The following is a 12,681-nucleotide window of genomic DNA, read 5'->3' as shown; positions in this document are numbered from 1 at the left end:
TCTCGTCTGCGCAGCCTTGAATGAATCAATCATTTGGGGGGCGCAACGTGGCCACTTTCTCTGCCGTTACAAAAGCATACAAGGGCGCGTGGGCACGCCGCCGGGTCTTTGTGCCGATCTATGTCGTCGTGCGCCTGTTGCTGATTGCGCTGATTGCGCCGGGCGTGGCGATTGCGGTGAACCTAGCGGTTTCGCTCTCCAGCCAGACCGCCCTGACGGATCAGGATATTGCCGCGTTCATCCTGTCTCCGCTGGGGTTTGCGGTCGCAATCGCAATGCTCAGCCTGTTCCTGCTGGCCGAGATCTTTGTCTTCTCGGTCATGGCCGGGTCGCTGAGGATGGGCGAAAGCGATCCGTGGCGCGCGGGGAGCGCGGCGATCAAATTGATCCTGTCGCGCCTGCCTGCGCTGTTTGGATTTGCTGCACGCCTGGTTCTGCGGATCATCCTGTTGATCCTGCCTTTCGCCGCTGTCGCTGCTCTGATCGCCTGGTGGACGCTGACCGAGTATGACATCAACTATTACCTGACCTTCCATCCGCCGTCTTTCTGGATCGCCGTTGCGCTGATCGGAGTTGTGGTGCTGGTCATGGCATGGGTGCTGATCCGCAAGCTGTCCGCATGGGCGCTGGGACTGCATCTGGTTCTGTTCGAAAACCTGCCACCGGCTGATGCTTTCCAGGTCAGCGCGGATCGGATGGAGGGCAAGCGCGGGCGGCTCAAGATCGCACTGGTGTTCTGGCTGGGGCTGAGGGCAGTTCTTGCCGCGCTGATCGCTTGGGGCGCGGGATCATTATTCGTGTTGGTGCCCCTGCAGGGGGCAGAGCATCTGCGGCTGGCGCTAGTTTACAGCCTTCTGGTCGCCGGGCTCTGGTCGTTGGCCGGGCTGGTTTTGGCAGCCACCGCGCTGGGAGCACTGGCGGTTTTGCTGGACGGTTTTTTCGAGATCCGGACTTCTGAACCACCACATCCCGCACCAGGCAATCTGCGCATTGGTCTGCTGAGTGCTGTTGGCATTGCGGCGGTGGCGGTATTGGTCGGGCTCTGGTTCGGTCAATCCCTGCTGGAACGCGTTCAGGCCCCTGACAGGGCCGAGGTGATCGGCCACCGTGGTGCCGCTGCGTTGCGGCCGGAAAACACCATGGCCTCGGTTCTGAAGGCGATTGAGGACGGGGCGGACTGGGTTGAAATCGACGTGCAGGAAACGGCGGATGATGAGATAATCGTCGCCCATGATAGCGATTTCATGAAGCTGGCCGGGGTGAACCTGAAGGTCTGGGATGCCACGATGGAAGACGTGGCCGAGATCGATATCGGCAGTTGGTATGGCCCGGAATACGCAGATGAACGCACGCCGACACTGCGCGACGTACTGGCTGCGGCCAAAGGCAGGGCCAAGGTGATCATCGAGTTGAAATATTACGGTCATGACGTCAATCTGGAAAACCGCGTGGTGGCCTTGGTCGAGGAATTCGGCATGGAGGATGACATCGCCACCATGTCGTTGAAATATCCAGCTGTGCAAAAGATGAAGGCACTGCGCCCGGATTGGCGCGCGGGGGTTTTGGCGGCAACCGCTGTGGGCGATCTGTCGGGTCTCGAAGGGGATTTTGTGGCTGTCAACGCCGCCATGGCCACGCCGGGGCTGGTACGTTCGGTGCAGGCCGCGGGCAAGGATCTCTATGTCTGGACGGTGAATGACCCGTTGCAGATGTCGGCCATGGCCTCGATGGGGGTGGATGGGCTGATCACGGACCGACCGGCAATGGCCAAAGAAGTCTTGCGTATCCGCGCTGAAATGGGGCCGGCTGAACGTCTGATGCTGTGGCTGGCAACGGTGCTCGGCATGGCCGTTGATACCGATGCGATGCGCGATGAAAGCCCGTAAACTGGCCGTTTCTCTGGCGCTGATCGCGGCGCCAGTCGGCGCGCAGGACTTTATGCGCAGTCTTGAGATGCCCGCCCATCGCGCGCTGATCGCACAGCGGGGCGCTGCGGAATTGACGCCGTTTGAAACGGATGGCTGCTCGGGCGGGTTGTCAGCCAGTTGGCGCTTTGTGGCCGACAGGTTTCCCAGCTTTCAGGCTTTGTTCGAGGCGCATCCCCCATGGGAGAGTTGCTGTGTCAGCCATGACCGGGCCTATCACCACGCGGGCGGAGGTCTGCGCCCCGAAGACAGTTATGACGCGCGCCTGTCAGCCGATGACAGCCTGAGGGCCTGCGTGCAGCAACACGGGGATGAGAACGCCGAAATTTACGCCGAACGCTATGACATGACTTCGGATCAGATACGATCCGCCCATGCCATAACCGCCGAGGCCATGTATGGCGCGGTGCGATTGGGCGGGGCGCCCTGTTCGGGCCTGCCCTGGCGGTGGGGGTTCGGATATCGCGGGTGTTCGGTCTTTGATTCCGTGTCACCTGCGCCCGAATGACGTGGTGACAGGCCCGGGATTTTCGACTATCCAACGTATCAAACACGCGAATTAGGATTCTGAAAATCATGGCTGAACATAAGCACGGCGAAATGGACATCACCGTTCAAACCAAAACCTTCAACGGTTTCGTAAAAGCGACCACATGGTGCGTGGTGGCGATTGCTTTCCTTTGCCTGTTTCTGGCGGTTTTCGCCGCTTAATCCCGGGCGAGGCTGACCGCCGTGATCAGATTTGTGATTGCCTGCCTGCTGGCAGCAACAGTGGCTGGCTGCGCCGGTTCGCAGCGTCCGCAGGCCGATCAGACCGAAGTTGTGGCCCGTTCCTATCGTGATCCGGGACCATCAACACTGACGCTCTATACCATGATCAGCACCCGGACCGGTTCGGGGGCGCATACCTCGCTGATGATAAGCGGCAGCGAGAGGGTAATCTTTGACCCCGCCGGATCGTTTCGCGCCGATGTAGTGCCGATCCGGAACGATGTTCTGTATGGCATCACGCCGAATGTCGAACGCGCTTATCGCAGCAGCCACGCGCGCGAAACGCATTATGCGCGTATCCAGACGATTCAGGTGACACCACAGCAGGCCGAAATTGCCCTGCAACTGGCCAAGCAGATGGGCCCTGTCTCCGAAGCTTTTTGCGCCAACTCGACCTCGCAGCTTTTGCAGCAGGTGCCGGGTTTCGAGCAGATCAATACGACCTTCTACCCGGTCAAGCTGTCCGATCAGTTCGGTGAACTCCCCGGCGTCGTGACCACCGAATACCGCGAGAATGACGATGCTGACCTGCAGGCCGGTTTGGCCTCGAACAATGCGCGCCTGAACCAGTTGGAAGCGGCCTCAACCCAATAGGTACAGCAAGCCATAGAGCGTGCCCGCCCCGGCAAAGATGGCAATGACCACGTTTTTTGTGATGACACCAACCGCCAAAGCAACCGCTGCGGCGGCCATGCGCGGCACGTCGGGCTGACCATCCGTTGCGGTTGGCCAGACCACCAGCGGCGCAATCAGGGCCGGGACGATGGCAACGGCGGTATAGCGCAGATGGCGTAACAACCAGGGTGGCATCGGGCGGTCTCCGACGATGCCTATAAAGGTAAAGCGTAGGGCAAAGCTGCCAATCGCCAAGCCAACGATAATGCTCCACATGGTCACCGGATCAATCTGTGTCATGGCCTATTCCGCTCTAACATCAATTCGGCCTGCGCCCCTGCGATCATCCCGGCGGTCCCGGCGATCAGCAGGCCCAGGTTGAACGGCACGCCTACGGTCAACAGAGCAACGGTTATGGCGACTAAGGCGGCGATGACATGGGCAAGCGTCCTCATCATCGGCCCGATCATTGCCAGGAATGTGATCGGAAGTGCAAAATCCAGCGCCCAGCTTTCTGGAATCTGTGCGCCCAAAACTGCGCCCAGATAAGTTGCCAAAATCCAAAGCGGCGTGATCGGTGTGACCGAGCCAAAGAAATAGGCCATGCGCTGCGGCACGGTCATATCGGGCTCTTTTTCGAACTGTACAATGGAGCAGGCATAGGACTGATCGACCGTCAGATAGGCGGCGCAGGCCCGTTGCCACAGGGGGGCCGCCCCAAGATAAGGTGTCAGTGAGGCCGAATACATTGCCACGCGTAGGTTTACCGCGAGGGCCGATGCCAGAACGATCAGGCTGGGTGTGTTATCCTGCAAAAGCTGCAGGGCGGTGAACTGGGCCGCCCCGGCAAAGACCGCCGCCGAAAAGGCGATTGTCTGAACAATATCCAGCCCAGCCTCGGTCGCAAATACGCCGAAAAGGGTGCCGAACGGAATTGCCACAAAGATAAACGGCGCTCCATCACGAAAACCCTTCCAGAAGTATGACTTGGATGTGGTGTAAGCCATGGCAAATTCCTATGGTATCGCCAACAGCAGTAGCGATCTTGGGAAAGGGTTGCAATTGGCCACGAAACCGGATGCCACCGACTACATCATCGCCCCTTATCCTGGCGCGGTCCGCCTGACCCGTGCGGTCGAAGGCATCGACCAGAATGGCGCGGTCAGCCGGATCTCGGTTGTCGAGGAACGCCCCCTGACGATTTTCCTCAACGCGCAGGAAATCGTGACTGCAATGACAATCGGCGATTACCCTGAATATCTGGCGCTGGGGTTCCTGCGCAATCAGGGGATGCTGTTAGCCGATGATGACATTACCGGCGTGGATTACGATGACGATCTGGAAACCGTGGTGGTGCGCACCGCGCGCGAAACCTCATATGAGGACAAGCTGAAGAAAAAGACCCGAACCAGCGGCTGCGCGGTCGGCACTGTGTTTGGTGACATGATGGAAGGGCTGGAGGACGTGCGCCTGCCGCAGGTTCAGGTCCGCACCTCATGGCTGTATGATCTGGCAGCCAAAATCAACCGAACCCCTTCATTGTATCTTGAGGCTGGTGCAATTCACGGCACGGTCCTGTGTCGGGAAAACCGGCCGTTGGTCTATATGGAGGACGTGGGCCGCCACAACGCGGTCGACAAGATTGCAGGCTGGATGCTGTCCGAAAGTGTAGGGGCCGAAGATAAGATCCTCTACACCACAGGTCGTTTGACCTCGGAAATGGTGATCAAGACCGCGATGATGGGCATCCCGGTGCTGGCGTCACGGTCAGGCTTCACCGCCTGGGGTGTCGAAATCGCGCGTGAGGTTGGCCTGACCCTGATCGGCCGCATGCGGGGGCAGCGGTTCGTGTGTCTTGCGGGCGAGGACCGGTTGGTGCGCGACGTCGACCCGTCGACAGTGGCGGTCGAAGATAAAAAGCATAGACGGAAGAGTGCGGAATGATTTTGGAAGTCTTTGGTTTATCTATTTTATTCGTCGCGACATTGGGCTTGCTGCCAATGATGGTCTATGTGTTCTGGCTCCTTGAGCGGTCGAAACGCGCGATCATTGAGGGTATGGCGCAATTGGACGTCAACCTGCGTAACCGTCTGGGGTGGGCGCCAGAGGAATACATCAGCATTTGGAACATCGCTGCCCCCTTTCGGCTTGGTTGGCAGGCATGGGGGGAGTTGTCTCAAAAACAAGCACTCGTGCTTCAGCGGGTTTTGATGCACGGTCTGCCAGAGTTTGCCGGGATACCAGATGAGGTCAGAAAGGCGGTGCGCACGTATCGGTGCTGTTTTGGTCTTATCTTTGCTGTTGGGGCCGTCTTAGTGTTTTTGCCAGCCCACTATAGCCTGAGTTACAAGGCGGCCGAATTGACGGGGTGGCCTGCAATTATTTGGTTTACAGCATTCGGATTGGCCGTCTGTCCATTGCTTTTCCTGCCCACCCAGAAATTCAGGAAATGGCCCGCGCTTGAGGAGATCAAATGACCCGCCCTCTCGGCATCATCCTCGCAGGAGGCCTTGCCACTCGGATGGGTGGTGGCGACAAAGGCTTGCTGACAGTCGGTGGGCAGAGCCTGCTGTCTCATGTCATTGACCGGTTTGGCCCGCAGGTGGTCGGTCTGGCGCTGAATGCCAATGGTGATCCCGAACGGTTCGCCGACCTCAACCTGCCGGTTCTTCCCGACACGATTGAAGGTTTCGCCGGGCCTCTGGCGGGTGTGCTGGCGGGGCTCGATTGGGCAGCAGAACAGGGGGCCGACAGCATCGTCACCGCCGCTGCCGACACGCCGTTTTTTCCGCGCGATCTTGTGGCGCGCCTAACGGATGCTGCTCAAGGGCAAACCCATCCGTTGGTGCTGGCGACTACGCCTCGAACCGGGGATGAAGCACTGAAATCCGGCGGCGGCAAACGGGTCGACCGGCATCCGACATTTGGCCTCTGGCCTGTCGCGTTGCGAGATGATTTGCGAGATGCCTTGAATGACGGGCTGCGCAAGGTTGTGCTGTGGACAGATAAACATGATGGGCGTGAGGCGTTGTTTCCGGCGGAGCCGTTTGACCCCTTCTTCAATGTCAATACACCCGACGATCTGGCGCGGGCGCAAAAGCTGCTGGAGCAGGCATGAAGGTCTATGGCGTCACCGGCTGGAAAAACGCGGGCAAGACCGGCCTGATGGAGCGTTTGGTGGCCGAGATCACTGCGCGTGGCTTTTCGGTTTCGACCGTCAAACATGCCCATCACGCCGTCGATGTCGACCAGCCCGGCACGGACAGTTTCCGCCATCGAGAAGCCGGTGCGTCCGAGGTGCTGTTGGCGTCCGGCAAGCGCATTGCGATGATGCAGGAACTGCGCGGCGCACCCGAGCCGCCTCTCTCTGATCTACTGGCACGCTTGGCTCCCGTTGATCTTGTGCTGATCGAGGGGTTCAAACGCGAAGCCCACCCCAAGGTCGAGGCGTATCGGGTGGCCGCTGGAAATCCGTTGATCGCGGCCGAGAACGAAACTGTGCGCGCGGTTGCCAGTGACACAGAGCTGAACTTCGACCGTCCGGTTTTTGATCTGGACGACACCGCAGCCATCGCAGGGTTCATTCTGCAAGAGGTAGGATTATGAGCAAACCGGACATTGCCCCACCGCCCCTGCGCAACGATTGTTTTGCCTTGCCTGCGGGCGTGAGCTGGACGCCGGTTGACGAGGCGTTGGACCTGCTGCGCGACCGCCTTTCGGTCGTGATGGGGGCTGAAACCGTTCCGTTGGCACAAGCCGCAGGTCGGATTTTGGCCGCCGATGTATATGCCCAACGTTCGAACCCGCCGCAGGCAAATACGGCGGTAGATGGCTATGGCTTTGCCGGTCCGGTTCCGGATGGGCCGCAGGTGATGCCGCTGCAAGACGGGCGTGCGGCGGCTGGTGTTCCCTTTGATGGTCAGCTTGCGCCCGGCCACGCCATACGGATTCTGACTGGTGCGGCCCTGCCCGATGGGGTGGACACCGTTATTCTGGAAGAGGACGTGACAGTTCAGGATGGGTATATCGCCTTTCGCGGCCCCCTGAAACAGGGTGCCAATACCCGCAATGCGGGCGAAGATGTGGTTGGAGGTGATCTGGCTTTGCCCGCTGGACGCCGGTTGACACCTGCCGATCTAGCCCTTCTCTCCGCGACGGGTGCTGGTGATCTGCTGGTTCGCAAAGCTCTGCGGGTGGCCGTCCTGTCAACGGGGGATGAGCTAGTCGAGGCCGGTGAGGTTGCTGAGCCAGGGCAAATCTACGATGCCAATCGCCCAATGTTGCTGGCTCTGATCCAGCGGATGGGATTCCAGCCACTGGATATGGGCCGCGTTGCCGATGATCGTGAAACCCTGCGCGAGCGGCTGAACGAAGCTGCGAAAGAGGCGGATGTTGTTCTGACTAGTGGCGGCGCGTCGGCAGGGGACGAAGACCATGTCTCCGCGCTGTTGCGGCAGGCCGGAGCGATGCAGGAATGGCGTATTGCCCTGAAACCGGGGCGACCTCTGGCTTTGGGGATTTGGGACGGAGTGCCGGTTTTCGGACTGCCCGGCAATCCAGTAGCGGCATTGGTCTGCACCCTAATCTTTGCCCGCCCGGCGCTGGGCCTGATGGCTGGCGAGGGCTGGCGGGACCCGCAGGGGTTCGATCTGCCAGCCGCCTTTGATAAGCGCAAGAAGCCCGGGCGGCGGGAATATCTGCGGGCCCGTATCCGAGACGGAAAAGCCGAAGTTTTCAACTCGGAAGGGTCCGGGCGGATCAGCGGGCTAAGCTGGGCCGAAGGGCTGGTCGAGATCGAAGACGGAGCGCGCCACATCCAACCGGGTGATCTTGTCCGGTTCATCCCCTATGGAAGTTTCGGAATCTAGTCGAAGGTTCCGGCCACACGCCCCAGCAACATGAAGGCCCGCGCGGTTCTTGTATCACCCAAAGCGGTCAGCTCTGCATCACTGGCACGGGGTTCAAACTCGATGATCATGTGATCGAACCGGCGCAGAAAGTGATGGGCGGCGTCCCGGAAAATGGGATCCTGCTTCATCCGGGCCGAAGTCAGCGCCAGCGAGGAGCGGTCGCGAATGCCGCCCAAGGCCGCGACAGCCCGTCCGCGCCCACCCTGCGCAAATTGCCGCCAGATCTCGGGGCGGGCCATGTCAGGGCGCAGGTCATCCATATAGATGCCCTCTTGGCTGAGCAGGGTCAGCACGTCCTGAGAGGCCTGTACAAGCTTGGCTGTCTTGCGGTCCTTGAGCGCCAGCCGTAGGGCATCAAAGCCTTCGGTATCTTCCTGTGTTTCCGGAAAATTCAGCGCACGGATAAAGATGTCGGTGCCAAGCGGGGGCACGATATCCCCAGCTTGTGTACCCAGTTCCAGCGAAGTCTGATCGCCGTTCCCCACGGCTGTCGGTTGCTGTGCGGGTTCCCTGCGCTTGGTTGAAAACGTGGCCAGCGCGCTTTCGGCTTTCTTGGCCGTTTCCGCGATCTGATCCAGCTTTTTGGATACGGCTGGCTCATAGGTGCTGGAAGATCGCTGTTGCTGAGCGATATATGCGTTTCGGATGGCGTCAATCGAGGTTTGTAGTCGTGCGCTTTCCTCGCGCATGATCCGGCTGGCGCGCATGGCCATTGCCGCGACCCAGATCATCGCTACCGGCATGAAGACCGCCAGCAAGGTCACGACAAAGCCTCCGCCGTCGACCTCGTCGGGCAGCACCAGAAAAACAACCGAGACTATCAGCCAGATCACGCTGAGGGCGACGGCTGCAATTTCGATCTCGGTTATCGAAGGCTTGGTTGGCCTATCATATATGCCCAGTGAGGTTGGCCGATTGGCTTCCTGCTCTGGCGTGGGCTCGGACATTGTGAACGCTCCGGGGCTCAGGCGTAGGTGATACTCAGGACCTCATAAGAACGTACGCCGCCAGGTGTGCGTACCTCGACACTGTCGCCTTCGTCCTTTCCAATCAGGGCGCGGGCAATAGGGGATTTGATGTTCAGCAGGCCGGCTTCGATATTGGCCTCATATTCCCCTACAATCTGCCAGGTCTTTTCCTCGTCAGTGTCTTCGTCAACAAGCGTGACCTTGGCGCCAAATTTGATAGCACCAGACAGTTTGGCAGGGTCGATCACATCGGTCAGTGAAAGGATGCCTTCCAACTCTTTGATGCGGCCTTCGATAAAACCCTGCTTTTCCCGGGCCGAATGATATTCGGCGTTTTCTTTCAGGTCACCCAGTTCCCTGGCCGAGGCGATGGCTTCGATAATAGCTGGCCGCTCGACGGATTTTAGGTTCTTGAGTTCGGCCTGAAGCGCAGCATTGCCCGCAGGCGTCATGGGAATTTTTTCCATATTCTTGTCGTCCACGCTGAAATTGTAACGCCCCGCCGCATGGAACCAGCGCCGGGGCGATTTGATGGGTTGGCAAATACCTGACCCAAATGATGCGTGAAATGCAAGAGGTCAAAGAAGACAGCAAGCTGGATTTGCGACTTAACGCCGTTGGATCGGGCGCCGTGGGCACCTGTTACGCTGTCCAAACAGCTGACCGCGCTGCCATTTCCAGGTGGTTGAGGCCATCCAGAGTGCTTCAAGCATATTGCACCACCTCAAACTCGATGCCGTTCTCATCATCGAAATAGAACCGCCTGCCGGGCTCGTAATCTGCATGCGACTTGGGGGTGAAACCTGCTTTGACCACTTTGTCTTCGGTTGCGTCGATGTCTTCGACCAGAACGCCGACATGATTCAGCCCCCCGATGATGTCATAGCTGCTTTCACCCGAGGGTTTGGGATCGCTGGGTGCATAAAGCGCCAGGTAGGTATGTGCGCTACCGACATGCACGGTATAGCCACCCGCGATTGCAGGGCCTTCCCAGCGGGTTTTCCAACCGAAGACATCCTGCATCCATTTTGCCGAAGCCTGCGGGTCGCGGACGGTGAAATTGGTGTGTTCAAGTGTCGCCTTCATGGGATCTCCTATTCAATTTGAGGCTTGTCCCGACTCACCGTAATTTCTAAACCTAACTTTAGGTCAAGGAATTTTTTGAGGGCGAGATGGCGATTTCAGAGGGGCTGGCAATAGGCGCTTTGGCCCAGCGCACCGGGCTGGCGGTTTCAGCGATCCGATATTACGAGGCGCAGGGTCTGATTGCCCCCTGGCGCAATGCGGGTGGGCAGCGGCGATATCAGCGCGCCGACATAAGACGGTTGAGTTTTGTGATGATAGCGCAGCAATTCGGACTAACCCTGCCCGAAATCCGAGAAGTCCTGTCCGGCTTGCCCGGAAATCGTACACCAACGCCGCAGGATTGGAAAAACATCAGCAAGGATCTGCGGTCGCATCTGGATCAGCGAATCGATACGTTGATGCGCCTGCGTGACAATCTGGACGGATGCATTGGCTGTGGGTGCCTTAGTTTGCCCAAATGTGCTCTTTACAATCCTGATGACCGTGCCAAATCCAAGGGAAGTGGCCCCAGATACCTGATGGGTGACACTCCGGACACGTGATCTGCCGCATAGCGGCATAGTTACGCCGTGTTTCGATTGACCTGTGGCTTTCCCAGCATGTAATCAGCCGTGAAACAAAATTGCGCCGACCGTGCGTTAGATGCGCCAATTCGGAAAGTTAGCGAAGGAGCCCGCAATGGCCGAGATTGAACGCGAAGCGATGGAATATGACGTGGTGATCGTGGGCGCCGGCCCCGCGGGACTGTCGGCGGCCATCCGTCTGAAACAGCTGGATGCCGATTTGAACGTCGTCGTTCTGGAAAAGGGCTCGGAGGTGGGTGCGCATATCTTGTCAGGTGCGGTGCTGGACCCGTGCGGCCTGGATGCGCTGATACCGGACTGGAAGGAAAAAGGTGCGCCGCTGAACACGCCGGTTACCGAAGATAACTTCTATATGCTGGGTGAGGCCGGAAAAATCCGCATTCCGAACTTCCCGATGCCGCCGCTGATGAACAACCACGGCAACTATATCGTGTCGATGGGCAATGTCTGCCGCTGGATGGCTGAACAGGCCGAAGAGCTGGGCGTGGAAATCTTCCCTGGCATGGCCTGTTCCGAGCTGGTCTATGGCGACAATGGTGAAGTCAAAGGCGTTGTTGCCGGTGTCTTCGGCCTTGAGGCCGATGGCTCCTACGGCCCGAACACCGAGCCGGGCATGGAGCTGCACGGCAAATATGTCTTCTTGTCCGAAGGTGTGCGCGGGTCGCTGTCCAAGGAAGTGATCGCGAAATACGATCTGCAAGCCGGAAAAGAAGTCCAGAAATACGGCGTCGGCATGAAAGAGATCTGGGAGATCGACCCGGCCAAGCACAAGGAAGGCACCGTCACCCATACGATGGGCTGGCCCCTGGGCAGCAACGCGGGCGGCGGGTCGTTCATCTATCACCTGGAAAACAATCAGGTCTATGTCGGGTTTGTGGTTCACCTGAATTACAAGAACCCGCACCTGTACCCCTATATGGAGTTCCAGCGCTTTAAGCATCATCCGATGGTGGCCGAGCTGCTGAAAGGCGGCAAGCGCGTGGCTTATGGCGCTCGTGCGATTACTGAGGGTGGATATCAATCGATGCCCAAGCTGGTCGCGCCAGGCGTGGCGCTGCTGGGCTGTTCGGCGGGCATGGTCAATGTGCCGCGCATCAAGGGCAACCACAACGCGATGCTGTCTGGCAAAGCTGCGGCCGAGGCGGCATTTGATGCCATCAAAGCCGAGCGTTCGGGCGATGAATTGAATGTCTATGAAGCAGATGTTCGCGAAGGTGCCATCGGCAAAGACCTCAAGAAAGTGCGCAACGTCAAACCGATGTGGTCAAAGTGGGGTCTGATGCCCTCGCTGGCGCTGGGCGGTTTGGACATGTGGACAAACACTCTGGGCTTTTCGCTGTTTGGCACTCTGGGCCACGGTAAGAACGACGCGGAATCGACTGAAGAAGCAAGTAAACATAAACCGATCGACTATCCAAAGCCGGATGGCACGCTGTCCTTCGACCGCCTGACCAACGTCTCGTTCGCGATGACGAACCACGAGGAAAGTCAGCCTTGCCATCTAAAACTCTCGGACCCGGCGATTCCGGTCAGTGTCAATCTGCCCGAATTCGACGAACCTGCGCAGCGCTATTGCCCGGCGGGGGTGTATGAGATGGTCGAGGATGAAAATGGTCCGCGATTCGTGATCAACTTTCAGAATTGCGTTCACTGCAAGACCTGCGACATCAAAGATCCCAGCCAGAATATCACCTGGACCACGCCGCAGGGAGGGGATGGTCCGAACTATCCCAATATGTAAGCGAAAAATGGGCAATGGCGGCGTCGTGAAGGCTCTGCCATTGCCTCTTTCTGGTCAAAGCCCTAGCTTATTGCGCAACCG

16 protein-coding genes are annotated in these 12,681 nt (G+C 58.8%); 11 read left to right on the top strand and 5 right to left on the bottom strand.

The window, feature by feature from the left end; genetic code table 11:
* The first annotated feature begins 20 nt into the window (after positions 1-20).
* The 4 genes from AC2FFF_RS06495 (at position 21) to AC2FFF_RS06480 (ending at position 3,290) form a co-directional block, all read left to right on the top strand.
* A complete protein-coding gene (locus AC2FFF_RS06495) occupies positions 21-1,886 on the top strand; it encodes a glycerophosphodiester phosphodiesterase (RefSeq protein ID WP_281972577.1) in 1,866 nt (621 codons plus the stop codon).
* Complete coding sequence (locus tag AC2FFF_RS06490; RefSeq protein ID WP_281972576.1) at positions 1,873-2,433, top strand: hypothetical protein; 561 nt, start codon at positions 1,873-1,875, stop codon at positions 2,431-2,433. The genes AC2FFF_RS06495 and AC2FFF_RS06490 overlap by 14 nt, the downstream gene beginning before the upstream one ends.
* A 68-nt stretch (positions 2,434-2,501) precedes the next feature.
* Positions 2,502-2,636 carry an aa3-type cytochrome c oxidase subunit IV gene (locus AC2FFF_RS06485; RefSeq protein WP_142635378.1) on the top strand — a complete coding sequence of 45 codons (135 nt, stop codon included), beginning with the start codon at positions 2,502-2,504 and terminating at the stop codon, positions 2,634-2,636.
* 21 nt (positions 2,637-2,657) lie between these two features.
* The gene (locus AC2FFF_RS06480; protein WP_271948503.1) at positions 2,658-3,290 is read left to right on the top strand and encodes a hypothetical protein; all 633 of its coding nucleotides are present in this window, start codon (positions 2,658-2,660) and stop codon (positions 3,288-3,290) included.
* Here the strand turns inward: AC2FFF_RS06480 and AC2FFF_RS06475 are convergent.
* Together AC2FFF_RS06475 and AC2FFF_RS06470 are read right to left on the bottom strand one after the other, a co-directional pair.
* On the bottom strand, positions 3,279-3,611 hold the full coding sequence (locus AC2FFF_RS06475; protein ID WP_142635382.1) for an AzlD domain-containing protein: 333 nt from the start codon (positions 3,609-3,611) through the stop codon (positions 3,279-3,281). The genes AC2FFF_RS06480 and AC2FFF_RS06475 overlap by 12 nt on opposite strands.
* A complete protein-coding gene (locus AC2FFF_RS06470) occupies positions 3,608-4,318 on the bottom strand; it encodes an AzlC family ABC transporter permease (protein ID WP_281972575.1) in 711 nt (236 codons plus the stop codon). The genes AC2FFF_RS06475 and AC2FFF_RS06470 overlap by 4 nt, the downstream gene beginning before the upstream one ends.
* Before the next feature lie 49 nt (positions 4,319-4,367).
* Here AC2FFF_RS06470 and AC2FFF_RS06465 point away from each other — a divergent pair, with 49 nt between their 5' ends.
* Genes AC2FFF_RS06465 through AC2FFF_RS06445 form a run of 5 tightly spaced genes read left to right on the top strand, consistent with a single transcriptional unit; the run spans position 4,368 to position 8,179 of the window.
* On the top strand, positions 4,368-5,255 hold the full coding sequence (locus AC2FFF_RS06465) for a formate dehydrogenase accessory sulfurtransferase FdhD (protein WP_281972640.1): 888 nt from the start codon (positions 4,368-4,370) through the stop codon (positions 5,253-5,255).
* A complete protein-coding gene (locus AC2FFF_RS06460) occupies positions 5,252-5,788 on the top strand; it encodes a hypothetical protein (protein WP_281972574.1) in 537 nt (178 codons plus the stop codon). Before AC2FFF_RS06465 ends, AC2FFF_RS06460 begins: the two co-directional genes overlap by 4 nt.
* Positions 5,785-6,429: a molybdenum cofactor guanylyltransferase MobA gene (gene mobA / locus AC2FFF_RS06455; RefSeq protein ID WP_281972573.1), complete on the top strand. Its 645-nt coding sequence runs from the start codon at positions 5,785-5,787 to the stop codon at positions 6,427-6,429. Before AC2FFF_RS06460 ends, mobA begins: the two co-directional genes overlap by 4 nt.
* Positions 6,426-6,917 (top strand): molybdopterin-guanine dinucleotide biosynthesis protein B, encoded by a 492-nt coding sequence (gene mobB / locus AC2FFF_RS06450; protein ID WP_271948498.1) that lies wholly within the window; start codon positions 6,426-6,428, stop codon positions 6,915-6,917. Before mobA ends, mobB begins: the two co-directional genes overlap by 4 nt.
* Entirely contained in the window at positions 6,914-8,179 is a 1,266-nt protein-coding gene (locus tag AC2FFF_RS06445) for a molybdenum cofactor synthesis domain-containing protein (protein WP_281972572.1), read from the top strand. The genes mobB and AC2FFF_RS06445 overlap by 4 nt, the downstream gene beginning before the upstream one ends.
* Here the strand turns inward: AC2FFF_RS06445 and AC2FFF_RS06440 are convergent.
* The 3 genes from AC2FFF_RS06440 to AC2FFF_RS06430 all read right to left on the bottom strand — a co-directional run bounded on the left by AC2FFF_RS06440 (position 8,176) and on the right by AC2FFF_RS06430 (position 10,275).
* Positions 8,176-9,168 carry a hypothetical protein gene (locus AC2FFF_RS06440; RefSeq protein ID WP_142635394.1) on the bottom strand — a complete coding sequence of 331 codons (993 nt, stop codon included), beginning with the start codon at positions 9,166-9,168 and terminating at the stop codon, positions 8,176-8,178. The genes AC2FFF_RS06445 and AC2FFF_RS06440 overlap by 4 nt on opposite strands.
* Positions 9,169-9,185: 17 nt before the next feature.
* Complete coding sequence (greA, locus tag AC2FFF_RS06435) at positions 9,186-9,656, bottom strand: transcription elongation factor GreA (RefSeq protein ID WP_142635396.1); 471 nt, start codon at positions 9,654-9,656, stop codon at positions 9,186-9,188.
* Between the two features lie 238 nt (positions 9,657-9,894).
* Complete coding sequence (locus tag AC2FFF_RS06430; RefSeq protein WP_271948494.1) at positions 9,895-10,275, bottom strand: VOC family protein; 381 nt, start codon at positions 10,273-10,275, stop codon at positions 9,895-9,897.
* An 86-nt stretch (positions 10,276-10,361) separates the two neighbouring features.
* Here AC2FFF_RS06430 and soxR point away from each other — a divergent pair, with 86 nt between their 5' ends.
* Together soxR and AC2FFF_RS06420 are read left to right on the top strand one after the other, a co-directional pair.
* Positions 10,362-10,817: a redox-sensitive transcriptional activator SoxR gene (gene soxR, locus AC2FFF_RS06425; RefSeq protein ID WP_142635400.1), complete on the top strand. Its 456-nt coding sequence runs from the start codon at positions 10,362-10,364 to the stop codon at positions 10,815-10,817.
* Between the two features lie 136 nt (positions 10,818-10,953).
* The gene (locus tag AC2FFF_RS06420) at positions 10,954-12,600 is read left to right on the top strand and encodes an electron transfer flavoprotein-ubiquinone oxidoreductase (protein WP_281972570.1); all 1,647 of its coding nucleotides are present in this window, start codon (positions 10,954-10,956) and stop codon (positions 12,598-12,600) included.
* The last annotated feature ends 81 nt before the right edge of the window (positions 12,601-12,681 follow it).

It is taken from the genome of Ruegeria sp. YTSA226 (assembly GCF_059609905.1).
The sequence above is the reverse complement of the archived record's forward strand: the minus strand, read 5'-3'. Positions and strand labels throughout refer to the sequence as shown.